This is a genomic window from Amycolatopsis sp. NPDC028719, assembly GCF_055565395.1.
The window spans coordinates 399,429-420,699 of the sequence record NZ_JBVHUL010000008.1 but is presented as its reverse complement, the minus strand read 5'-3'; the positions used below and the strand labels follow the sequence as shown (position 1 = coordinate 420,699).

Annotated in this window: 21 protein-coding genes and 2 tRNA genes; 15 read left to right on the top strand and 8 right to left on the bottom strand. The window is 70.9% G+C overall.

All coding sequences use genetic code 11. The features are described 5' to 3' along the window. Positions 1-13 precede the first annotated feature (13 nt). Complete coding sequence (locus ACZ4TR_RS34660; protein ID WP_364520737.1) at positions 14-439, top strand: acyl-CoA thioesterase; 426 nt, start codon at positions 14-16, stop codon at positions 437-439. Between the two features lie 64 nt (positions 440-503). On the opposite strand, the gene glnA is transcribed toward ACZ4TR_RS34660, so the two are convergent. Next, positions 504-1,928 carry a type I glutamate--ammonia ligase gene (glnA, locus tag ACZ4TR_RS34655; protein ID WP_364520738.1) on the bottom strand — a complete coding sequence of 475 codons (1,425 nt, stop codon included), beginning with the start codon at positions 1,926-1,928 and terminating at the stop codon, positions 504-506. A gap of 270 nt (positions 1,929-2,198) precedes the next feature. Between glnA and ACZ4TR_RS34650 the strand changes: the two genes are divergently transcribed. Then, positions 2,199-2,588, top strand: a complete 390-nt coding sequence (locus ACZ4TR_RS34650) for an RDD family protein (protein WP_465292020.1) — start codon at positions 2,199-2,201, stop codon at positions 2,586-2,588. Between the two features lie 58 nt (positions 2,589-2,646). On the opposite strand, the gene ACZ4TR_RS34645 is transcribed toward ACZ4TR_RS34650, so the two are convergent. Then, entirely contained in the window at positions 2,647-3,375 is a 729-nt protein-coding gene (locus tag ACZ4TR_RS34645; RefSeq protein WP_364520739.1) for a DUF4191 domain-containing protein, read from the bottom strand. A 56-nt stretch (positions 3,376-3,431) separates the two neighbouring features. Between ACZ4TR_RS34645 and ACZ4TR_RS34640 the strand changes: the two genes are divergently transcribed. From ACZ4TR_RS34640 to ACZ4TR_RS34615, 6 genes are all read left to right on the top strand, one after another. Continuing rightward, positions 3,432-5,522 (top strand): ATP-dependent DNA helicase UvrD2, encoded by a 2,091-nt coding sequence (locus tag ACZ4TR_RS34640; protein ID WP_465291984.1) that lies wholly within the window; start codon positions 3,432-3,434, stop codon positions 5,520-5,522. A 273-nt stretch (positions 5,523-5,795) separates the two neighbouring features. Continuing rightward, positions 5,796-6,053: a hypothetical protein gene (locus ACZ4TR_RS34635; protein WP_364520741.1), complete on the top strand. Its 258-nt coding sequence runs from the start codon at positions 5,796-5,798 to the stop codon at positions 6,051-6,053. Between the two features lie 150 nt (positions 6,054-6,203). Continuing rightward, on the top strand, positions 6,204-6,560 hold the full coding sequence (locus ACZ4TR_RS34630) for a WhiB family transcriptional regulator (protein ID WP_086682990.1): 357 nt from the start codon (positions 6,204-6,206) through the stop codon (positions 6,558-6,560). Then, positions 6,557-6,811, top strand: coding sequence for a hypothetical protein (locus tag ACZ4TR_RS34625; protein WP_364520742.1), 255 nt, complete (start codon positions 6,557-6,559; stop codon positions 6,809-6,811). Before ACZ4TR_RS34630 ends, ACZ4TR_RS34625 begins: the two co-directional genes overlap by 4 nt. 251 nt (positions 6,812-7,062) lie before the next feature. Further along, positions 7,063-7,935, top strand: coding sequence for a class I SAM-dependent methyltransferase (locus ACZ4TR_RS34620; protein WP_465291982.1), 873 nt, complete (start codon positions 7,063-7,065; stop codon positions 7,933-7,935). Beyond that, on the top strand, positions 7,932-8,117 hold the full coding sequence (locus ACZ4TR_RS34615; RefSeq protein ID WP_465291980.1) for a hypothetical protein: 186 nt from the start codon (positions 7,932-7,934) through the stop codon (positions 8,115-8,117). The genes ACZ4TR_RS34620 and ACZ4TR_RS34615 overlap by 4 nt, the downstream gene beginning before the upstream one ends. A gap of 256 nt (positions 8,118-8,373) precedes the next feature. Here the strand turns inward: ACZ4TR_RS34615 and ACZ4TR_RS34610 are convergent, their stop codons facing one another. The 3 genes from ACZ4TR_RS34610 to ACZ4TR_RS34600 all read right to left on the bottom strand — a co-directional run bounded on the left by ACZ4TR_RS34610 (position 8,374) and on the right by ACZ4TR_RS34600 (position 11,868). After that, a complete protein-coding gene (locus ACZ4TR_RS34610) occupies positions 8,374-9,258 on the bottom strand; it encodes a hypothetical protein (RefSeq protein WP_465292018.1) in 885 nt (294 codons plus the stop codon). Positions 9,259-9,420: 162 nt separating this feature from the next. Further along, on the bottom strand, positions 9,421-10,761 hold the full coding sequence (locus ACZ4TR_RS34605; RefSeq protein ID WP_465291978.1) for an ABC1 kinase family protein: 1,341 nt from the start codon (positions 10,759-10,761) through the stop codon (positions 9,421-9,423). A gap of 60 nt (positions 10,762-10,821) precedes the next feature. Continuing rightward, entirely contained in the window at positions 10,822-11,868 is a 1,047-nt protein-coding gene (locus tag ACZ4TR_RS34600; protein WP_465291977.1) for a hypothetical protein, read from the bottom strand. A 230-nt stretch (positions 11,869-12,098) separates the two neighbouring features. On the opposite strand from ACZ4TR_RS34600, the gene ACZ4TR_RS34595 reads away from it, so the two are divergent. Continuing rightward, the gene (locus ACZ4TR_RS34595) at positions 12,099-12,608 is read left to right on the top strand and encodes a M48 metallopeptidase family protein (protein WP_364520747.1); all 510 of its coding nucleotides are present in this window, start codon (positions 12,099-12,101) and stop codon (positions 12,606-12,608) included. A 268-nt stretch (positions 12,609-12,876) separates the two neighbouring features. Here the strand turns inward: ACZ4TR_RS34595 and ACZ4TR_RS34590 are convergent, their stop codons facing one another. Beyond that, positions 12,877-14,241, bottom strand: a complete 1,365-nt coding sequence (locus tag ACZ4TR_RS34590) for a zinc-dependent metalloprotease (protein WP_465291975.1) — start codon at positions 14,239-14,241, stop codon at positions 12,877-12,879. A 91-nt stretch (positions 14,242-14,332) separates the two neighbouring features. On the opposite strand from ACZ4TR_RS34590, the gene ACZ4TR_RS34585 reads away from it, so the two are divergent. After that, positions 14,333-15,439: a YlbL family protein gene (locus ACZ4TR_RS34585; protein ID WP_465291973.1), complete on the top strand. Its 1,107-nt coding sequence runs from the start codon at positions 14,333-14,335 to the stop codon at positions 15,437-15,439. Here the strand turns inward: ACZ4TR_RS34585 and ACZ4TR_RS34580 are convergent. Beyond that, complete coding sequence (locus ACZ4TR_RS34580; RefSeq protein WP_465291972.1) at positions 15,436-15,966, bottom strand: PPA1309 family protein; 531 nt, start codon at positions 15,964-15,966, stop codon at positions 15,436-15,438. The two genes, ACZ4TR_RS34585 and ACZ4TR_RS34580, sit on opposite strands and share 4 nt — an antisense overlap. 150 nt (positions 15,967-16,116) lie before the next feature. Here ACZ4TR_RS34580 and ACZ4TR_RS34575 point away from each other — a divergent pair, with 150 nt between their 5' ends. Both ACZ4TR_RS34575 and ACZ4TR_RS34570 read left to right on the top strand, forming a co-directional pair. Continuing rightward, on the top strand, positions 16,117-19,122 hold the full coding sequence (locus tag ACZ4TR_RS34575; RefSeq protein WP_465291970.1) for a UPF0182 family protein: 3,006 nt from the start codon (positions 16,117-16,119) through the stop codon (positions 19,120-19,122). Positions 19,123-19,189: 67 nt separating this feature from the next. Further along, positions 19,190-19,263 (top strand) — tRNA-Met (locus tag ACZ4TR_RS34570). A 283-nt stretch (positions 19,264-19,546) separates the two neighbouring features. On the opposite strand, the gene ACZ4TR_RS34565 is transcribed toward ACZ4TR_RS34570, so the two are convergent. After that, complete coding sequence (locus ACZ4TR_RS34565) at positions 19,547-19,750, bottom strand: hypothetical protein (RefSeq protein WP_465291969.1); 204 nt, start codon at positions 19,748-19,750, stop codon at positions 19,547-19,549. Positions 19,751-20,037: 287 nt separating this feature from the next. Here ACZ4TR_RS34565 and ACZ4TR_RS34560 point away from each other — a divergent pair, with 287 nt between their 5' ends. The 3 genes from ACZ4TR_RS34560 (at position 20,038) to ACZ4TR_RS34550 (ending at position 21,221) form a co-directional block, all read left to right on the top strand. After that, on the top strand, positions 20,038-20,187 hold the full coding sequence (locus ACZ4TR_RS34560) for a hypothetical protein (protein WP_465291967.1): 150 nt from the start codon (positions 20,038-20,040) through the stop codon (positions 20,185-20,187). Between the two features lie 77 nt (positions 20,188-20,264). Then, a tRNA-Met gene (locus ACZ4TR_RS34555) sits at positions 20,265-20,341 on the top strand. Between the two features lie 379 nt (positions 20,342-20,720). Continuing rightward, positions 20,721-21,221, top strand: a complete 501-nt coding sequence (locus ACZ4TR_RS34550; RefSeq protein ID WP_155544585.1) for a PadR family transcriptional regulator — start codon at positions 20,721-20,723, stop codon at positions 21,219-21,221. The last annotated feature ends 50 nt before the right edge of the window (positions 21,222-21,271 follow it).

The following is a 21,271-nucleotide window of genomic DNA, read 5'->3' as shown; positions in this document are numbered from 1 at the left end:
TACAGTGGGGTTCGTGACTGAACGCGAGCCGTTCCGGACCCGGATCAAGGTCCGGCACTACGAGCTGGACACCCTGGGCCACCTCAACCACGCCGTCTACCACTCGTACGGCGAGGTCTCCCGCCTCGAGCTGCTCGAAGCGGCGGGCGCGCTGAAGGGACTACCCGGCGTGGCATCGGTGCTGCTGGAGACGCACGTGGTGTTCCGCCGCGAGCTGCGCGCGGGCGACGAGGTCGACGTGACGTGCGACGTGAAGTTCGGCAGCGGCAAGACGTTCTCGATGGACTCGAACATCTACAAGGCCGACGGGACCCTGGCCGCGGAGATCACCTGCACGATGGGGCTGATGGACCTGGAGATCCGGAAGCTGGTGGCGGACCCGCGCGGGAAGTTCGAAGCCGCGGGCGCGGACCTGAAGCTGCTGTCGACCTCGGAATGAGAAACGCCGGCGGCGAGGGCTGTTCGCTCCTCGCCGCCGGCGTGCCCGTGGCTGTACTAGGCGATCACACGTCGTAGTACAGGGCGAACTCGTACGGGTGCGGGCGCAGCCGCAGCGGGTCGATCTCGTTCTCGCGCTTGTAGGAGATCCACGTCTCGATCACGTCCGGCGTGAAGACGCCGCCCTCGAGGAGGTAGTCGTGGTCGGCCTCGAGGGTGTCCAGCACCGTGCCGAGGTCGCCCGGGACCAGCTTGACGTTCTTGGCCTCCTCGGGCGGGAGCTCGTAGAGGTCCTTGTCGATCGGGTCCGCCGGCTCGATCTTGTTCTTGATGCCGTCGAGCCCGGCCATCATCATCGCCGAGAACGCCAGGTACGGGTTGCCCGAGGAGTCCGGGCAGCGGAACTCGGCGCGCTTGGCCTTCGGGTTGTTGCCCGTGATCGGGATGCGGACGCAGGCCGAGCGGTTGCGCTGCGAGTAGACCAGCGAAACCGGCGCCTCGAAGCCCGGCACCAGGCGGTGGTAGGAGTTCACCGTCGGGTTCGTGAAGGCCAGCAGGCTCGGCGCGTGCTTGAGCAGGCCGCCGATGTAGTGGCGCGCGGTGTCCGACAGGCCGGCGTAGCCCGACTCGTCGTGGAACAGCGGCTGGCCGTCCTTCCACAGCGACTGGTGGCAGTGCATGCCCGAGCCGTTGTCGCCGGCGAGCGGCTTCGGCATGAACGTCGCCGTCTTGCCCGCCGCGAACACCGTGTTCTTCACGATGTACTTGAACAGCTGCAGGTCGTCGGCCGCGTGCAGCAGCGTGTTGAACTTGTAGTTGATCTCGGTCTGGCCGGCGGTGCCCACCTCGTGGTGCGCGCGCTCGATCTCGAAACCGGTGTTCGTCAGGTTGCGGACGATGTCGTCGCGCAGGTCGGCGAAGTGGTCGACCGGCGGGACGGGGAAGTAGCCGCCCTTGAACTTCGTCTTGTAGCCCTGGTTGCCGCCGACCTCGTCGGCGCCGGTGTTCCACCAGCCCTCGATCGAGTCGATCTCGTGGAACGAGGCGTGCTCGGCGGAGTCGAAGCGGACCGAGTCGAAGATGTAGAACTCGGCTTCGGGGCCGAAGTAGACGTTGTCCGCCACGCCGTACTCGGAGATGTACTGCTCGGCCTTGCGCGCGATGTTGCGCGGGTCGCGGCTGTACGCCTCACGGGTGAACGGGTCGTGCACGAAGAAGTTGAGCGCGAGCGTCTTCGCCTTGCGGAACGGGTCGATCCGGGCCGTCGCCGGGTCCGGCAGCAGCAGCATGTCGGATTCGTGGATGGACTGGAAGCCGCGCACCGAGGAGCCGTCGAACGCGAGACCCTCTTCGTAGGCCTCGTCCGTGAAGGCCTTCGCGGGGACCGTGAAGTGCTGCATCACGCCGGGCAGGTCGCAGAACTGGACGTCGATGACTTCGACGTCCTCATCGGCGATGAGGCGCTGGATGTCGTCTGGAGTAGTGGGCACCCTCGGTGACTCCTTCTCGTTCGAGCTCGTACGGCAGTGCTCTCTTCGGCTCACGCTAAGAGGGCGGTGTTGCCCGACCGTCACCCGTATGTTTCGCGGGTGTTAACGGGTGGGTGGATACCGGCTATCCGACCAGGGCGGATGTGGTCCGCGCCACCGGCATACCCTGGATGGGTGGCGAGATGGACCGGTGAATGGCTACCCGGCACCGGCGAGGGCCGGCAGGACGCTGATCAGCGCGAGTCGCGCTGGCCGGGCGAGAAGTTCGGTTTGCCCGAATCGGGCGTGGGCTCGGCGGCGAGCGGGGGCGCGCGGTTGCTCGGGCTGGTCGTCGACCTCGTCATCGCGGCCCTGGTCACGGCCATCTTCCTGCACCCCAGCCTGCAGGACCCGGTCGCGATGCAGAACTTCAACCTCTGGTCCGGCGGCGTGTGGGCGGTCATCTCCGTCGTGTCCGCCGGCTTCTTCGGGTTCACCCCCGGGATGGCCGTCGCCGGCATCCGCGTCGCCCGGCTCGACGGCGCCGCGCTGGTCGGCCCGCCGCGCGCGCTGGTCCGGGCGGTGCTGACGTTCCTGATCATTCCGGCGGCGGTCCGCAACGCCGACGGCCGCAGCTGGCTCGACCGGCTGACCGGCACCGTCGTCATCCGGATGCGCTGACCGCACCCACGAGAAAGGCCCCGTCCGGCGCGGACGGGGCCTTCGTCGTCGGGGCGGGTCAGCGACGACGGATCGTGCGCTGGACGTTGCGCATCTTCGCGCCGGCCGGCATCGGGCCCTTCGGCATCGCCGCGCCGCGGTTGCCGAGCGCCGCCAGCTTCGCCTCCAGCGCGTCGACCTGGGCCGGCTTGAGGTTGCGGGGCAGCTTCATCAGGAAACCCTGGAGCTTCTTCAGCGGGATCTGGCCCTCTTCGTGGCCGATCGTCACGTCGTAGATGGGCGTCTCACCGACCAGGCGGGAGACGCGCTTCTTCTCCTGGGCGAGCAGCGTCTTGACGCGGTGCTGCGCGCCCTCGGCGACGAGCACCACGCCCGGGCCGCCCAGCACGCGGTGCACGGCGTCGAGCTGCGTGGTCGCCGCGACGGTCGGCGTCACCTTCCACTTGCCGCGGAGGTTCTCCAGCGCCCACGCCGCGGCGCCGGGCTGGCCGTCGGCCTTCGAGTAGACGGTCTTCTGGACGCGCCGGCCGAAGATGATCATGGCGACCAGGGCGCCGAGCACCAGGCCCAGGGGCAGCAGCACCCACTGCGCGTCGAAGAAGAAGCCGACCCCGAACAGGACGCCGGCGACGACGACGATCGACCCGACCATCCACGGGATGAGCCACGGGTCTTCCTTGCGCTGCATCTTGAAGGCCTCGAAGAGCTGGCCCCGGCGGGCCTTGCTCGCCGCGCGCTTCTCCTTCTTGGCCTGCTTGGCCGCTTCCTTGTCCTGCTTACCCGCCATATGACCAGGATACGGCCGCGTGCCCCTGCCCCGATTCCCCGTCCCCCTCTGCGAGGATGCCGGACGTGACCGGCGTACTTTCACCCAAGAGCCTGAACCGTTTGCTCGATGGTCTCGACCAGGAGCAGCGCGCCGCCGCCAGTGCCCCACGGGGGCCGGTCTGCGTGCTCGCCGGGGCCGGCACGGGCAAGACCCGCACCATCACCCACCGGATCGCCCACCTCGTCCGGTCCGGGCACGTTTCCGCCGGTCAGGTGCTCGCCGTCACGTTCACGACGCGGGCCGCGGGGGAGATGCGGACGCGGCTGCGCGGCCTCGGCGTCGAGGCCGCGCAGGCCCTGACGTTCCACGCCGCCGCCCGCCGCCAGCTGCGCTACTTCTGGCCGCGCGTGGTCGGCGACCGGCCGTGGGACCTGCTGGAGAACAAGTTCCGCTACGTCGGCCAGGCCGCGACCCGGGCCAAGCTCGGTACCGAGACCGAGGTCCTGCGCGACCTGGCGAGCGAGATCGAGTGGGCGAAGGCGTCGCTGATCAGCCCGGACGACTACCCGGCCGTCACCGCGCGCATCCAGCGCGACATCCCGGCGCCGGCCGCGCAGATCGCCCAGGTGTACCGCACGTACGAAGAGCTGAAGAACGCCGCGCAGGTGCTCGACTTCGACGACCTCCTGCTGCACACGACGGCGGTGCTCGAAGAACACGGCGTCGTCGCCGAGGAGTTTCGCGACCGCTACCGCTGCTTCGTCGTCGACGAGTACCAGGACGTCACGCCGCTGCAGCAGCGCCTGCTCGACGCGTGGCTCGGCGGCCGCGACGACCTGACCGTCGTCGGCGACGCCAACCAGACCATCTACTCCTTCGGCGGCGCGTCGCCGAAGTCGCTGCTGGAGTTCACGCGGCGCTACCCGGACGCGACGGTCGTCCGGCTCGAGCGCGACTACCGGTCGACCCCCGAGATCGTCTCGCTGGCGAACCGGGTCATCGGCGCGGCGCGCGGGCGGCCGGCGGGTTCGCGGCTGAAGCTGATCGGCCAGCGCGCGCCGGGGCCGGAGCCGCGCTTCGCCGAGTTCGACGACGAGGCGGTCGAGGCCGAGGCCGTCGCGCGGCGGGTCCGCGAGCTGCTCGACGGCGGCGTCGCGGCGAGCGAGATCGCCGTGCTGTACCGGGTGAACGCGCAGTCGGAGGCGTACGAGTCGGCGCTGACCGAGGCCGGCATCCCGTACCTGGTCCGCGGCGGCGAGCGGTTCTTCAACCGGACCGAGGTCCGGCAGGCGATGTCGGCGCTGCGGGCCGCGAGCGGCGACGGCAGCTCCGACCTGGTCACGACGGTGCGCTCGGTGCTCGCCCGCGTCGGGCTCACCGAGTCGCCGCCGGCGGGTGGCGCGGCCAAGGAACGGTGGGACGCGCTCCTGGCGATCGTCGAGCTGGCCGAAGAGCTGGCTTCGACGGTCGAGGACGCGGACCTGCCGCGCTTCAACGCCGAGCTCGACCAGCGCGCCGCGGCCCAGCACCCGCCGACGGTCGAGGGCGTGACGCTGGCGTCGCTGCACGCGGCCAAGGGCCTGGAGTGGGACGCGGTGTTCCTCGTCGGCCTGGCCGAGGGCACGATGCCGATCCTGCACGCCGGCGACGACGAGGCGGCGATCGAAGAGGAGCGGCGGCTCTTCTACGTCGGCGTGACGCGGGCCCGCGAGCACCTGTGGCTGTCGTGGGCGCTGGCCCGCACGCCGGGAGCGCGGCGCAACCGGCGGCGCAGCCGTTTTCTCTACGGCCTGATCCCGGAGGACCACCCGGCCGCCCGGGCGGCGCGCACCCAGCAGAAGCCGGCGACGCCGGTCAAGACGCGCTGCCGCGTTTGCGGCGGGCCGCTGCTGGAGACCCTCGACGTCAAGCTGGGCCGCTGCGGGAAGTGCCCGTCCACGGTGGACGAGGGGCTGCTGGAACGCCTGAAGTCCTGGCGCGGCGACCGGGCCCGCGAGCTGAAGGTGCCGGCGTTCGTCGTGTTCACCGACGCGACGCTGATGGCCATCGCCGAGCAGCGCCCGGTGGACGAGGCGGCGCTGGTGTCGATCTCGGGGATCGGCGCGACCAAGCTGGAGCGGTTCGGCACGGAGATCCTCGGCGTCGTCCGGGCTTCGGTGGAGTAGTGCTGTCCGGTGCGGTGCCGCCGGGTCGCATCACCCGGGTGGCGGTGTCGCGCGATGTGGTGTTGACCGCGTCCGGACCATGATCGACGCGGCGAACCCGCTGCTCAGGGCCGATCTTCGTATCTTCGAGGATTTTCCGGTTAATTGAGTTGCCCCGGTGTGGTGGGGGGCAATAACCTGCCAGTACCGAGCCCGAAGGGCTCGCCTGGGGATCCACGTGACAGCGCCGCTCGGCGGCAGTGTGTGCAGAGTACAGAAGGAGGTGCCGGTGAAATGATCAACACCATGACGCTCACGAATCCGGGCACCCGTCTGTCCTGCGCCGCGGAAGTCGCGGTTGCTCAGCGCCCGGGCACCGGTGTGTCCGTGAGCGCGCACGGGGTCAGTGGCATGCGGCGCGTCGAGCGTCGTTGGGCCACCGGTGTCGTCGTCTTCGGGACGCAGGGCGTTCTCGCCGCGTACCCGCAGGCTGATCTGCCGACCATCAAGCAGTTCCGTGTTCCGTCGTCGATACGGGAGCGAAGTTCCTGACCTAGTCAGGACTAGAGGCTCACGAAGGCCGCGGAACCGGATAACCCGGATCCGCGGCCTTCGTGTTTTTGGCTGCACAACCCAAGAGGAACAGCGTTGCCCAGCTCCATCTCCCAACCGAAAACCCGTACGACACAAGGAGGAACTGCCATGTCTTCGGCCATCGCCTACACCTCGGGTGAGGCAATATTCGCCGACCTGCTCGACCCCATCGCCGTGCCGGACGCGGCTCTGCCCTGCCGTTCGGGCGACGCGGACCTGTGGTTCGCCGAGTCCCCGGCCGAGCTCGAGCGCGCGAAGGCGCAGTGCGCCGACTGCCCGGTGCGCGAGGCCTGCCTGGCGGGCGCACTGGCTCGCCGCGAGCCGTGGGGCGTCTGGGGCGGCGAGATCTTCGAGCGCGGTGTCGTCATCGCGCGCAAGCGGCCCCGTGGCCGTCCGCGCAAGAACGCCACCGTCGAGCCCGCCGCGGCCAAGGCCGGCGGCGATCACCGGAGCGCCGCCGCATGAGCGTCGAACCGGTTACCGCGAAGGACTACGAAGCGCGGATGCGTCCGCAACTGCAGTTGACGAAGACCGAGATCGAGGAGATCAGCGAGATGTTGCTTTACGAAGAACTGTCCAGGGCCCGAATACGGGATCTGGAAGAAGGGATCCGCGACCAGCGGGCCCGAGGTAGCGCGCGTGCCGTACGCCGCTGGACGCGAGTGGCCCGGTGGGCGGCTCGCCGAGCGGAGCGGTACGAGCTGGACCAGAACTGAGCGCAGGCCCCTGCCGCCTCCGGGCGGCGGGGGCTCTTGTGCTGCCCGGGGCCTGGTGGCGCCTGGCGGTCGCGGGTGTGGGTGCCGGGTCAGGTTGTTCGGCGGCGAGCCTGTTAGGACGTGGTCGCTCGCGTAGCCGTGTGCTCGTTGTTCGGCGTCGCTACCCGGTCGCCGGTGCGGACCTGCGGGTATAGGTGGTTTGGCCTCCTTCGGGTGCGGTCCGGTCGCGCTCGCTGGTGTTGAATGGGGTGATGTCCGCACACAGCCACGACGACATCGACTGGGCGGACCGGCTCGCTCAGCTGCGCATGGCCGACACGCTCGATGCCGGTGCGCTCGCGCCCGTCGCGCGGCGGTTGCTCGGGCGCGTGCCCGGGCGGCCGACCGTGCTCGACGTCGGGTGCGGAGCCGGCGGGATGAGCGTGCTCTTCGCGCGTGAGCTCGCCCGCGGCGACGGCGGCACCGTCGTGCTCCTCGACGCCACACCCGAACTGCTGTCCGAAGCGCGGCGCGCCGTGACCGAGGCCGCCGGCGGGGACGTCGAGGTCGTCGGCGTGCACGACGATCTCGCCGACCCGCGGGTGGCCGAGCGGGTGCCCGCCGCCGACCTCGTGTGGGCGTCGGGCGTCGTGCACCACGTCGGCGACCAGCAGGCCGCCTTGTGCGCGCTCGCCCGGCTGCTGCGGCCCGGCGGAGTGCTCGCGATCGGCGAGGGTGGTCTCGAAATGCGGTGCCTCCCTTGGGATGTCGGGGTGGGCCGGCCCGGGCTGGAGAACCGGCTGCTCGCCGCGCGGGCCGAGTGGTTCGCCGGGATGCGGGCCGCCCTTCCGGGCAGCGTCGCCATGCCCTACGGCTGGCCGCGTGCCCTTCGCGAGGCCGGGCTCGAGGACGTCGAGTCGTTCGGTGCACTCATCGATCACCCCATGCCGGGTTCGGACCTGCTGCGTGCGTACGTCGTGCAGCGGGTCGGGTGGCTCGCCGAGTCGGCCGGGGACCGGCTCGATGCCGACGATCGCGCCACCGTCGCCGCGCTGACCGATCCTGGCGGCCCACACTTCCTCGCCCGCCGGGACGACCTGTTCCTGTTCGGCGCCAAGGCGATCCACTGTGGACGGTTGCGGTGAGCGCGCTGGAGCCGGTCGCGTGCACGAGGTGCGGGCGCACCCGCGGCGCCGACGAGGACCCGGCTACGGCGCTCGCCTGGGTATCCAGCCGCGAGCGCGGCGGGCTGCGGTGGCTGTGCCCGGCCTGCGCGCGCCAGCACGTGCGCGACATCGAGGGCAAGCTGCCCGACGAGTACTGGTGATCGACCCGCGCTCCTGAAGGGTGTGCGCCTGCGCCGGATGGCGTGAGGTGCCGCGCACGGAGGCGGGCGCACGGCCTGGTGGCGGAACGGCGCACCGGCGCGGGAGCCCGGGTGCCGTGGGATGACCCGCGCCCTCCGGTCGGGTCGCGTGAGGTGGGTGCGACCCAGGCGGGTTGAGCGGCGATATGTGGTTCGTGTCCACCGGGTGCGTTGTGGGGAGCGGCGTGGCCGGTGCCGCCGATGTCGGCTGTGCGGGTCATGCCGCGTCGCCGGTCGGGGTTGTCGGGACCGCGCGGACCTTCGGGCGCGGTGTGCGGGATGCCTCGCCGAATGCTTGGGCCAGCTCCCGCGCCACCTCGCGCGGCACCTGGCGCAGCTGGCGGACCGTGCAGCGGACCAGGACGATCCCCGTCGCCGCCAGGGCCAGGTGGGAGAAGCCGCCCGTGCCGGGGCCGCAGCGGTACTGCCAGGCCAGGCCGATCTCGTCCCACCACGCGTCCGCCTCGCCGATGCGGCGGCCTCGGCGGTCGCAGATCGTCACGTCCCAGATCGGCGGTGGGAGGCGCGCCGTGTCCAGAACCTGTGCGGCCAGGCCGTGGGCCTGGATCGGACCCTCGTCCAGCTCGCGGAGCACCTTCCGGACCGCCGCCGTGCCGCGCTGCGGTCCTTCGGCCAGCTCCGTCAGCAGCTCCTGCCGGTCGCACAGGCCCCAGTAGAGCGGGAGCGTCAGCAGGTGGCGGATCCGCGCCGGGTCGGGCTCGGACCGCGCCAGGTCGAGCGCCGCCCGGGACGGCGGTGCGAACGGCAGCCCGTCGACCACCACCGGCGCCGGCATCCGGGCCGTGCGCGCCGCGCTCACCCCGTCGCACGCCGCCACCCGGCAGTGGTCCGGCACCAGCAGCCGGACCTCGTCGTCCGCCGGGCACTTCAGGCCGTGGGCCTGCAGCGCGTCGGCGCCCGTGATCACCACCCGCGGCCCGTAGCGCGCCAAGGCGGCGTGCAGCAGCTGCTGCCGCGTCGGGGCGTTGTTGCGCAGCAGGACGACACCGGGGTGCAGGCGGCGCCACGGCCCTCCGGGCCCGCAGAGCCGCCGGGTTCTTCGGTCGGATACCCCGGCCCTGCGTAGCTGTTCGAGGTTCATCACCTCGCACGAGCCGGGGTTACGGAGGGAAAGCGGGTCGGTGCATTGAGTAGCAGTCATGAACCGAGCATGACGGCTCCGCCAACCGGGTGGAACCCCGTTTCCCGCAGCTGTGGACAACTCGCCGGAAACCGTCCGTTCGCGGACCGGCCTGTGGACAACTCAGGCGGCGAAACCGGGCTGCCAGCGCTCCACGATGCCGCGCGCCGGGATCTCCGCGTCGAGCTGGCAGAGGATGCCCGTCGACCCGGCCGTCACCCGGTGGATCATCAGGTACTCGGGCGGCAGGTTGAGCGACCGCCCCACCCGGAAGTCGTTGCCGCGGCTGTCGCCGACCCGCCCCGCCTGCTTCTGCATCCACTTGCGCGTGAAGTGGAAGGTCGGCTCGGCCAGCGGCTCGGTGAACGGCGCCAGGTACGTGAGCACCTCGTCCGCGGTCAGGTCGCTGTCCGGCCGGATGAACCGGTTCTCCCGCAGCACGCGCATGAGCTCGGCGGACTCGCCGTCCAAGGCCAGCCGCGTCATCTCGCCCAGGTGGCGGGGGATGCCGTCGGGCAGCCGCGCCACGCCGCCGAAGTCGATGACGCACAGCCGGTCGTCGCCGGTGATCATGAAGTTGCCCGGGTGCGGGTCCGAGTGCAGCAGGTGGACGCGCTCGGGGGACGAGTAGTGGAACTCCGCCAGCAGCCGGCCCGCCAGGTTCCGGGTCTCGCGGTCGCCGTCCGCGATGACCTTCGACAGCGGTGTGCCGGTCACCCACTCCGTCACGACGACCTTGGGCGCACTGGCCACCACGCGCGGCACCAGGATGCCGGGGTCGCCCTCGAACGCCTTCGCGAACGCGCGCTGGTGCTGGGCCTCGGCCTGGTAGTCGAGCTCCTCGTTCATGCGCTCGGCGAGCTCGGCCAGCAGCGGCTTGACCTCCGTGCCGGGCACGAACGCCTGGAACAGCCGGCTGAACCGCTGCAGCTGGCGCAGGTCGCTGCGCAACGCCTCGTCGGCGCCCGGGTACTGCACCTTGACCGCCACCTCGCGGCCGTCGTGCCAGACCGCGCGGTGGACCTGGCCGATGCTCGCGGCCGCCGCCGGCTCGTCGTCGAACGAGGCGAACCGGCTGCTCCAGGTGCGGCCGAGCTGCTCGGCGAGCACGCGGTGGGTCTGCCGGGCGGCCATCGGCGGCGCCGCGGCCTGCAGCTTCGTCAGCGCCTCGCGGTACGGCTTCGCCATGTCGTCCGGCACCGCCGCCTCGAACACGCTCAGCGCCTGGCCGAACTTCATCGCCCCGCCCTTGAGCGTGCCGAGCACCTCGAACAGCTGCTCGGCGGCCTTCGCCGAGAGCGTGGCGTTGACCTGCTCCGCGCTTTGTCCCGCCAGCCGCTTGCCCCACCCGCCGACCGCCCGCCCGGCGATCCCGAGCGGCAGACTGGCGAGCTTGGCGGTACGGGCGGCACCCTTGCGCGGCATCGCGGGGTCACGATCGCCTGGGTCGCGGTAGTCGGTCACCCTCGCGATTCTGCCTTGCGACCTCGGCGGCGCGCAGCCTGCTCGCGACGTCTTAGTGGCCTACGTCTCCTGGTGCACCTCCGGGGCACCGCACCCGCACCGCGGGTGCGGTGGCCAGCCGCGGTGGCGGATGCGGCCGTCGAAGGCGTCGATCTCGAGGGTCGCGTTCCACGCCGGCGGCGCCGGTTCGGCGGGGGAGAGCAGCCGCATGGCCTGCGCGACGGCCAGCGAAGCACAGGCGTGGACCGCCCCGAGGTCGGGCCGCTGGTGCCGGCCGGTCAGCTGCCCGGCGACGCGCGGCCAGCACGGGTCGAGGTCGGTCCGGTGCAGGTCGGCGCAGCGCAGGCACGAACTGCGGCCCGGGACGACCAGCGGCCCGACGATGCCCGTGCCGTCGCGGACGCGGACGGCCATGTGCGGGACGCCGTCCTCCATCAGCTCGGCGACGACCTCCGGCGCCGGGACGATGGCGTCGGTGAGCAGCGTCAGCTCCGGGTACCGGTCGTGCAGGCGGGTGACGCGGACGCCGGGATCGACGCGGCGGAGCAGGTCACCGAGGGCCTGTCGCCGGGAGCGGCCCAGGTCGGCTTCGGTGAAGCCGGTGCCCAGGTCGTGCTCGGTCACCGTGCCGGGCAGCTGCGGCTCGACGTGCCCGATCCCGGCGTTGGCCAGCAGCACGGCGACCGCGACCGCCACCCGGCCGTTGCCGTGCACGGTGATCGCGGTGGCGCGCCGCCGGTCGCTCAGCGCGGCCTGGTGGTGGCGCGCCCGCAGCGACCAGAGGCCGGTTTCGCCGCGCAGACCCGGGCCCTCCGGGCGCCCCGCGTCGGTGACCAGGCCGAGCGCGGCCAGCTGCCGCAGCAGCGTGCGCAGCTGATCGCGGTGTTCGCTCTCGGCGAGCAAGAGCCCTTCGACGGGCTTGCTGCCGTCGAGTTTCCGCAGCCGCGCGACGAGGCGTGGCGGCAGGCCTTCGACGATCACGCCGTGGCGCGGGTCGAGCCCGAGCTGGATCTCGCGCGGGCCGCGTTCGAGCACCATGATGCCCGGGAGCAGGGCGGGATGGGCCGGCAGGAGCACCGGAGGCATGTCCGCGGTCGAGAGGATCATGTCCGCAGGATGGCACCCGGCGGCGACGATCAAGCCCCTGAAGACGCCGGATCGGCCGAGTTGTCCACAAGTGAAAGGGCCTGTGGACAACTCGGCTCTGTGACCTCAACGCGCTCGGAGTTGTCGGTGCCTGGCCTTACCGTTGTCGGGTGGTCGAAGCACAGATGCCTTCACTGAGAGGCCGGGGGGAAACGAACCCCCCGTCGGACACACCCGGACACAGGGTCGAAGTGCGGCGCAGCCAGCGCCGGCACCGGACGGTCACCGCGTACTGGAAGGACGACACGCTGGTCGTGCTCATCCCCGCGCGGATGACCAGGGCGGAGGAGAAACACTGGGTCGCCGAGATGGAGCGCAAGCTCCTGCGCCCGGAGCCACGTCGGCCGGCGCCCCCGAAGACGTCGGACGAAGCCCTGCTGGCGCGCTGCGCGCTGCTGTCGGGCAAGTACCTGGACGGCACCGCGATGCCGGCGAGCGTCCGCTGGGTGCCGCCGATGCGCACGCGGTGGGCGTCCTGCACCCCGGTCGACGCGACCATCCGCGTCAGCGACCGGCTGCGGAAGGTCCCGCCGTGGGTCCTGGACTACGTGCTGGTGCACGAGCTGGCGCACCTGCGCGAGCCCGGGCACGACGCGGCGTTCTGGGCCTTGGTGCGGCGGTACCCGAAGACCGAGCGGGCGATGGGATACCTCGAGGGGCTGGCGGCCGCCGCCGGGTGGGGGATCGACATCGAGGAGTGAGCGGATGACGGCGACCGGGGTGACCTGCGGTGGTGGGTCATCCCGGTCGCGCCGGTGCGGTGATGGCCGGGCGCTGGAATCGCACCCGGCTCGGCGGCCGGCCACGCATCCGGAGAGGTCGGCCCGCGTGCCTGGACAGTCGGTTCGTGTGATTGGGGAGTCGACACGCGTGATTGGAGGGTCGACTCGCGTGATTGGAGGGTCGACACGGGGGTAGACGAAAACGGGCGCCTCGCGGATCGCGAGGCGCCCGGTTCCGGGGACCAGCTCAGCTCTTGCTGTCGCCGTCCTCGGTGTCGTCACCTGCGGACTCCCGGCCTTCGCGCTCCGAGCGTTCCGTGCGCTCCAGCTCCGCGATCGGGTCCAGGTCGTCCAGTGAACCCGCTTCGCCGACGCGGTCCGCGAAGTCGATCGGCTCGTCCAGGTCCTCCGCCGTCGGCATCAGGTCCGGGTGGGACCACAGGCCGTCGCGCTTCTCCAGTCCGTGCCGGTCGCCCACCAGCTTCCACAGGTTCGACGCGTCCCTCATGCGGCGGGGGCGCAGCTCCAGGCCGACCAGCGTGGCGAACGTCTGCTCCGCCGGGCCGCCCGTCGCGCGGCGGCGGCGGAGGGTCTCGCGCAGGGCGCCCGCTCCCGGCAGCCGGTCGCCGACCGCGTCGGCCACCACCACGTCCACCCAGCCCTCCACCAGGGCGAGCAGCGTCTCGAGGCGCCTCAGCGCGGCCTTCTGCTCCTCCGTCGTCTGCGGCTCCAGCAGCCCGGACGACATCGCTTCCTCGATGCTCGCCGGGTTGGCCGGGTCGATCCGGCCGGCCAGCGACTCGAGGGCCGACGTGTCCACGGAGATGCCGTGCGCGAACTCCTCGACCGTCGCCAGCAGGCGCTGGCGCAGCCACGGCACGTGCGTGAACAACCGCTGGTGCGCGGCCTCGCGCGCGGCGAGGAACACCAGGATCTCGCTGTTCGGCAGCTCCAGGCCCTCGGCGAACTTCTCGATGTTCGCCGGCAGCAGCGCGGACGTCCCGGCCGGGGCCAGCGGCAGGCCGATCTCCGACGCCGTCAGCATCTCCGACGCCAGCTGTGCGAGCGCCTGGCCGAGCTGGGACCCGAAGGCCATCCCGCCCATCTGCCCCATCATCTGCAGCAGCGGGCCGGCGGCTTCCTTGGCCTCGGCGGGCAGCGCTTCCATCCACGCGCCCGACACCTGGCGGGCGACCGGGTCGCACAGCCGCTGCCACGTCGGCAGCGTCTTCTCGACCCAGGTACGCGGCGACCAGGCGACCGCCGACGTCGCGCCGGCCGGGAACTGGGTGGCCGCGTCCAGCCACAGCTCGGCGAGGTGGGCGGCGTCGCGGACGGCGGCGTTCGAGTCGTCTCCGCCGGAGAAGCCGAGGCGGCTCTCGCCGGTGTTGCCGGCGCTGCCCAGGGTCTGCAGGGCGATCTGCTTGGCGAGGTCGTAGTTCACCGGCCCGGTGGAAGTGCCGGCCTGGCTGAGCATCTGGCCCAGCTGGCTCAGCATCTGCCCGAGCTGGTTGAAGGCCTCGGCGCCGGACTGCTGTCCGCCTTCCGAGGGGTCGTTCTCACCTCGTTTGTCGGGATCGGAAGGTCCGAAGCCGAACGGGGGTTTGCTCATGCGTCCACCGTACGCGGGTCGGGAAGCCTCGAGCGCGCCATGTGCGTGGCCTTCACCGAGAAGCGAACACGGTCACCGTACGCTGTCGGTCGTGACCAAGTCCTCCGAGCAGACCGTGCCCGCGAAGAGCAGCCCGGACCCCGGTGCCGAGGCCGGCGGTGACCCCCGGCGGATGACCCGCCGAGGCTGGACGCTCGTGGTCAGCGGCTCGCTGTTCCTCGTCTTCGTGGTGCTGGGTCTGGTCGTGCCGGTGCCGTTCGTGGCGATCAGCCCGGGCCCGACCTACGACACGCTGGGTCGTGACGCCGCAGGCAATCCGGTCATCCAGGTCACCGGGCACGAGACCCACCCGACGACCGGCGAGCTGCGGATGACGACCGTCTCGCTGCACGACGGCGTCACGCTCTTCCAGGGTCTCGGCTTCTGGGCCAGCGGCCGCTACGCGCTCGCGCCGCGCGAGGAGTACTTCAAGCCGGGCGAGACGAACGAACAGGTCAAGCAGGAGAACATCCAGCAGCTGCAGGACTCGCAGTCGAACGCCCAGGTCGCCGCCCTGCGCAAGCTCGGCTACCCGATCAAGGTGCTGGCGAAGCAGATCGTCTCCGGCAGCCCGGCCGACCACGTGCTCGCCCCCGGCGACAAGCTGATCACGGTGAACGGCAAGAAGATCGTCGAGGCCGCGGACGTCCGGGCCGCGCTGGCCGGCACCCTGCCCGGCCAGACCGTGCAGATCACCTTCCAGTCGGACGGGCAGCCGGAGCGCACCGTGCCGCTCACCCTCGCTTCGCGCCCCGACCGCAAGGAGGGCTTCATCGGCCTCACCGCGGCCGACCGCGCCGAGGTGCCCTTCAACGTCAACATCTCCCTGCAGGACGTCGGCGGGCCGTCGGCCGGGCTGATGTTCACCCTCGCCATCATCGACCGGCTCAAGGGCGACGACATCGCGGGCGGGCGGCACATCGCCGGCACCGGCGAGATCACCGAGACCGGCGAGGTCGACCCGATCGGCGGGATCTCGTTCAAGGTCGTCGGCGCGCGCGAGGCCGGCGCCACCGACTTCCTGGTGCCCGAGCACAACTGCGCCGAGGCCAAGACCACCGCGCCGGACGGGCTCAACCTCATCAAGGTGTCCACACTGGACGACGCGCTCGCGCAGCTGGCGAACCTGAAGGCGGGCCGCCCGACGGCGTCCTGCTAGGGGAGGAGCGTCGCCTTGAGGGCCTCGAGGAGGTTCGGGGCGAGGTCAGGACTCTCGACGATCTCGTCGATCGCCTCCTCGCCGCCGATCCCGCGCAGCCGCATGACGCACGCGCCTTCGCCGTCACGCAGGATCGCGGCCACCAGGCGGGCCTCCGTCCGCCGCGGGTGGTCGGCGGCCGCGCGGCGCAGGCTGTCCGCGTCGGCCTCCGCGACGTCCGGCAGCTCCGACTCCGCGCCCGGCGGCAGCACGATGATCTCCTGGGCGAGCGCGCACCCGATCACCAGATCGGGCCACGCGATCCGGGCCAGCGCGTCGGCGAGGTCGCCCTCGGGCAGTGCTTCCTGCGCCACCGGCGTCAGCGGGTTCGCCCGGTCGAGCTGGCCGGCCAGCTCCGGCTGCTCGTCCAGCAGCGCCGCCGTCGGCACCAGCGCGAACAGCTGCGGCGGCTGGTCCCAGCCGCCCGCGGCCATGAACTCCTCGACCTCGCGAGCGAGAGCGGCCACCCCGGCCTGCTGCGGTTCCATGCGCACATGGTGTCAGGCCGGTCCTCGCGACGACGCCGCGAGTCCGGTTTGGGCGGGTCCCGGGAACTTCCCCGGGCATCCGTAGAGTTAGGGAATCAGGGGGCGCGTGCGCCCCTGTTCAAGTGCTGACGAATGACAGGAGCGTGCACCGTGGCGACTCGGCCCCCGGTGAGCCTGCCGAAGCTGTCCCGGCGGAGCCGGATCCTCCTCATCATCGCCGCGGTGATCGTGCTGGCGCTGCTGCTCGGGGCCCGCTTGCTCGACACGTACGTCGACTGGCTGTGGTTCGGAGAGGTCGGCGCGCGTTCGGTGTTCACGACCCAGGTGGTCACCCGCGTCATCTTGTTCTTCGCGGTCGGGCTGCTCGTCGGCGGCGCGCTCGCGATCAGCCTGATGATCGCCTACCGGACCCGCCCGGTGTTCGTGCCGATCTCCGGCGCCGACGACCCGCTGGCCCGCTACCGGTCCGCGATCGTCGCGCGCATCCGCCTCTTCGGCATCGGGATCCCGGTGCTCACCGGCCTCATCGCCGGCCTGTCCGCCCAGAGCGACTGGCAGGTCGTGCAGCTGTTCCTCAACGGCACCTCGTTCGGCCAGACCGATCCCGAGTTCGGCAACGACGTCGGCTTCTACGCCTTCGACCTGCCCTTCTACAACTGGCTGCTCGGCTGGCTGTTCATCGCCGTCGTCATCTCCTTCTTCGGCGCGCTCATCTCGCACTACGTCTTCGGCGGCATCCGGCTGGCCGGCAAGGGCGGCCAGCTCGCCGGCCCGACCCGCGCGCAGCTCGCCATCACTGTCGGCCTCTTCGTGCTGCTGAAGGCGGCCGAGTACTTCTTCGACCGGTACAACCTGCTGCTGTCCGACCGCGGCGCGCCACTGTTCATCGGCGCCACCTACACCGACCTGAACGCGGTGCTGCCGGCGAAGCTGATCCTGCTGTGCATCTCGGTGATCTGCGCGATCGCCTTCTTCGCCGGTGCTTTCCTGCGCAACCTGCAGCTGCCGGCGATCGCCCTGGTGCTGCTGATCCTGTCGAGCATCCTCGTCGGCGTCGCGTGGCCGGCGATCCTCGACCAGTTCTCGGTGAAGCCCAACGCGAACGAGAAGGAAGCGGCGTCGATCCAGCGCAACATGGACGCCACGCGCCGCGCCTTCGGCCTCACCGACGTCCAGTACCAGCCCTACACGGGCAGCGCGTCGGCCACGCCGGACCAGCTCAAGGCCGACGCCGGGACGATGTCGAACATCCGGCTGCTCGACCCGAACATCCTTTCCGACACCTTCACCCAGCGGGTCGGCCGGGAGAACTTCTACGGCTTCCCGGCCAAGCTCGACGTCGACCGCTACACGGTCAACGGCGTGACGCAGGACTACATCGTCGCCGCCAAGGAGATCAAGACCGAGGGCCTCACCGGCAACCAGACCAGCTGGATCAACAAGCACCTCGTCTACACCCACGGCAACGGCTTCGTGGCCGCGCCCGCGAACACGATCGACCGCGCGGTCAAGGACGCCAACTCCGACGGCGGCTACCCGATCGCCACCACCAGCGACACGCAGAACCCCGGCGGCGCCGGTTCGCCCGGTCCCGGCCAGCCGGGCATCGAGGTCAAGGAACCCCGCATCTACTACGGCGAGCTGTCGGCCGCGGACTCCGACTACGCCATCGTCGGCGGCACCTCCGGCAACGCGCCCGGCGAGTACGACACCGCCACCGACCGCTACACCTACAAGGGCACCGGCGGCGTCTCGATCGACAACTGGTTCAACCGCCTCGCCTTCGCGGCCGAGTACGGCGAACGGAACATCCTGTTCTCCGACGCGATCGCGGACAACTCGAAGATCATGTACAACCGCGACCCGCGCGAGCGCGTCAGCAAGGTCGCGCCGTGGCTGACCCTCGACGGCGACCCGTACCCCGCGGTCGTCGACGGCAAGATCCAGTGGATCATCGACGGCTACACGACGCTCAACAACTTCCCGTACGCGCAGCAGACGCAGCTCGGCGCGGCCACCAACGACTCGCTCAACGGCGTCGCCCGCCAGGCGAACAGCTCGATCAACTACATCCGCAACTCGGTCAAGGCCACCGTCGACGCCTTCAACGGCACGGTCAACCTGTACTCGATCGACGACAAGGAACCGGTCCTCAACGCGTGGGAGAAGGTGTTCCCCGGGCTCGTGAAGCCGAGCTCCGAGATCTCGCCGGACCTGCGGGCCCACTTCCGCTACCCCGAGGACCTCTTCAAGATCCAGCGTGAGCTGCTGTCGCGCTACCACGTCAGCAACCCGCAGGAGTTCTACTCGCAGCAGGCGTTCTGGAGCGTCCCGCAGGACCCGACGGCCGAAGGCGGCTCCAACCCGGCCGCGGCCGGCGCCGCCAACCAGCCCGGCTACTACGTCCTCGCCGACACCCCGGGCCAGAGCAAACCGACGTTCCAGCTGACCAGTTCGCTCACCGGTCTGCAGCGGCAGTACCTCGCGTCCTGGATGTCGGTCTCCTCCGACGCGAACGACTACGGGAAGATCCGCGTCCTCCAGCTACCCAGCGCGGCCACCGGCGCCACGCAGGTCGACGGCCCGGTCCAGGTCCAGAACCGGTTCCAGAGCGATCCACGGGTGGCGCAGGACCGGACGCTCTTCAACAACCCCAACGTCATCCCGATCTACGGCAACCTGATCACGCTGCCGGTCGCCCAGGGCTTCCTCTACGTGGAGCCCGTGTACATCCGGCAGCGCAACCAGAACAGCTACCCACAGCTGGCCCGGGTGCTCGTCTCGTACGGCCCGAAGGTCGGCTACGGCGCGACGCTCCAGGAAGCCCTCGACCAGATCTTCGGCGCCGGCACGGGCGAGGCGACGACCACGCCGCCCCAGGCGGGCCAGCCCACGACGCCGACGACACCGACCACCCCCACCACGCCGACGACCACGCCACCCAACACCAGCGGCGGCAACGCGGCGCTCGACAAGGCCGTCACGGACATCCAGTCCGCTCTGGCCAAGCTCCGGGCCGCCCAGCAGTCGGGCAACTTCACCGACCAGGGTGCGGCTCTGGCGGCGCTCGATGCCGCGGCCAAGGAGTACGAAGCGGCCAAGACCGCGGCGCCCGGGACCAGCACTCCGCCGCCGAGTTCGCAGCCGGGAGGGTGACGTCAGGTACCTACGGGGTACCTGCTTTGCACCCCCTGGAAAGGGTGGCGTAAGGTAGGTACTACGACGCGGGGTGGAGCAGCTCGGTAGCTCGCTGGGCTCATAACCCAGAGGTCGCAGGTTCAAATCCTGTCCCCGCTACGGATGTGGGAGGCGTGTGCCGGCGGAAATCGCCGGCCGCGCCTCCTTCGCATTTCCCCCCTGGGGGTCGAACCCCCAGACCCCCGCCAAGGGGGCTTCGCCGCCCCTGGACCCCCCTGGCGCTTGGTTGCGTTAGGGGGTCAGCCAGCCTTCTGTTGAGCCTGTTGTGCTTGCCACGTAGCCGTCGGGGGCGGACCCGGACTCGCGTCAGGTCGGGCCAGGGGGAGTTCGGGGACCTTGGCTACGACTACCTCTGTGTGGGGTGGGAAGGCCGGGGCTTTCGTCAGCAGGACGAACTTTCCACTGTGGAACAAGTCGCCGGCGAAGCCGTTGCCCAGCTTGAAATGCGGGAGCGCTGGACCTCCGGAATGCCCGCCAGGAGGCCCCGGCCCACCCGGTACTTCGCCGCGGGGCGGCTGTCGTCCGGGAAATACGGGATCCAGCGGATCTCTTCGCTCTCCGCCTCCTCGCCGAACCGTTCGCGCACGGCCGCGCGGACCTCTCCCTCCGGCACCTCGGCCGGAGGTGGGCCGGGCGGTTCAGCCGGTCGCCGTAGCCGAGGCGGTACAGGTTCGGCTCGCCCAGCGGGTCGCCCGCCGTGACCGGCACGCCGGCGGTGTCCTGCTCGAAGCCGGTCAGCCAGCGCGCTCGCCGGCATCAGCCCGGTCCGCCCCGCCCCCTCCCGCGACGACAACCTCGTCCCCCGTTCCTTAGCATCGTTAAATTGCCAAGCGCTGGGAGGCCGTCGCGCACGGCGGGCGGGCCTTGCGACGGATGATGCCGTCCTATCGCGACGGCGGGAAGGTCTTCGCCGGCACCTACGTCGGGGACCCGAGGGGCCTCCTCGCCGACGTCGGCTCCCGGTTCGAGGACGGCCCGCAGATGGTCCTCAGTGGAGCCCGACAGTGGCTCGGGGTGGAGTAACGCCTGGTCAGCGAGTTCGGGTACCCCGGTGAAAAGCCGGTCGCCACCCCGTGTAATCTATTCAAGTACCACAACGGCGCGGGGTGGAGCAGCTCGGTAGCTCGCTGGGCTCATAACCCAGAGGTCGCAGGTTCAAATCCTGTCCCCGCTACCACGAAGAGGCGCGTTCCCGGAAAATTCGGGAACGCGCCTCTTTTGTCATGTTCGCACGAGTTTCACTGCCGACTTTTCCGTGAAACCGTCGAATCACTGCGGATCCCACGATGTGAACCCCGTTTCCCGGCGATTGCGGTGCGTGTCCGGAGTCGGCCATGCGGGGAGAACTGCCCGCCGGACTCACCTGCCTGGCGGCGCCGGGACGGCTCTCGTGCGGCTGGTTGGACCAAAGTGCCGCCCCGGTGGTTGCGCAGCGTGTCCGGGGTCCACAGTGGACCTGGTCGCATTGGGCCGAACGAGGGGATCTGTCTAGCCACAATGGACAGATCTGCTGACCACTGTGGACACAGCGGCCGATAAGTGGGAATCTAGGGGACGTGTCCGAATTGAATGCAACAGCCGCCGCCCTGCTCGGTCTGCTCCACGACGGTCCCGCCACCGGCGGGCAGCTCGTCGCGGGAGCGGGTGAGCGATTCGGCGCCTTCTTCAGCGTCACCCGCAGCCAGGTGTACCGGGAGCTCCCGGCGCTGTCCAAAGAAGGTCTCGTCCGGCTCGGCAAGCAGGGCCCGCGCTCCAGCCAGCAGTACCTGATCACCGCCGCCGGCAAGAAGGCCTTCAAGGCCTGGCTGACGTCCGAGGCCGGTCCCGACCACCTGCGCAGCCCGCTCATCCTGCGGCTCGTGCACGCGGCGTCGCTGACCGCGAAGCAGCGCCAGGTGCTGCTCGACTCGGCCCGGACGAGCTACAGCCAGCAGCTCGACGACGCGAAGGCGGCCACCAAGGCGGCCGACGGGCCCTACGAAAAGGCCGTCGCCGAGTTCGCCCAGGCTCAGGCCAAGGCCGCGCTGAAGCTGCTCGACGCCATCCCCGCGGCCTGAGGTTCGCGCGCCCACGACCGGTCCTCGCAACCGGTCGTGGGTTTTGCCGT

Bases quoted from the DNA above. Each gene is read 5' to 3' on its own strand.
- ACZ4TR_RS34580 (WP_465291972.1), bottom strand. From the start codon at position 15,966: ATGGAACCGCAGCAGGCCGGGGTGGCCGCTCTCGCTCGCGAGGTCGAG.
- ACZ4TR_RS34620 (WP_465291982.1), top strand. From the start codon at position 7,063: ATGTCCGCACACAGCCACGACGACATCGACTGGGCGGACCGGCTCGCT.
- ACZ4TR_RS34645 (WP_364520739.1), bottom strand. From the start codon at position 3,375: ATGGCGGGTAAGCAGGACAAGGAAGCGGCCAAGCAGGCCAAGAAGGAG.
- ACZ4TR_RS34630 (WP_086682990.1), top strand. From the start codon at position 6,204: ATGTCTTCGGCCATCGCCTACACCTCGGGTGAGGCAATATTCGCCGAC.
- ACZ4TR_RS34560 (WP_465291967.1), top strand. From the start codon at position 20,038: ATGATGCCGTCCTATCGCGACGGCGGGAAGGTCTTCGCCGGCACCTAC.
- ACZ4TR_RS34635 (WP_364520741.1), top strand. From the start codon at position 5,796: ATGATCAACACCATGACGCTCACGAATCCGGGCACCCGTCTGTCCTGC.
- ACZ4TR_RS34640 (WP_465291984.1), top strand. From the start codon at position 3,432: ATGCCGGACGTGACCGGCGTACTTTCACCCAAGAGCCTGAACCGTTTG.
- ACZ4TR_RS34600 (WP_465291977.1), bottom strand. From the start codon at position 11,868: ATGATCCTCTCGACCGCGGACATGCCTCCGGTGCTCCTGCCGGCCCAT.
- ACZ4TR_RS34590 (WP_465291975.1), bottom strand. From the start codon at position 14,241: ATGAGCAAACCCCCGTTCGGCTTCGGACCTTCCGATCCCGACAAACGA.
- ACZ4TR_RS34625 (WP_364520742.1), top strand. From the start codon at position 6,557: ATGAGCGTCGAACCGGTTACCGCGAAGGACTACGAAGCGCGGATGCGT.
- ACZ4TR_RS34610 (WP_465292018.1), bottom strand. From the start codon at position 9,258: ATGAACCTCGAACAGCTACGCAGGGCCGGGGTATCCGACCGAAGAACC.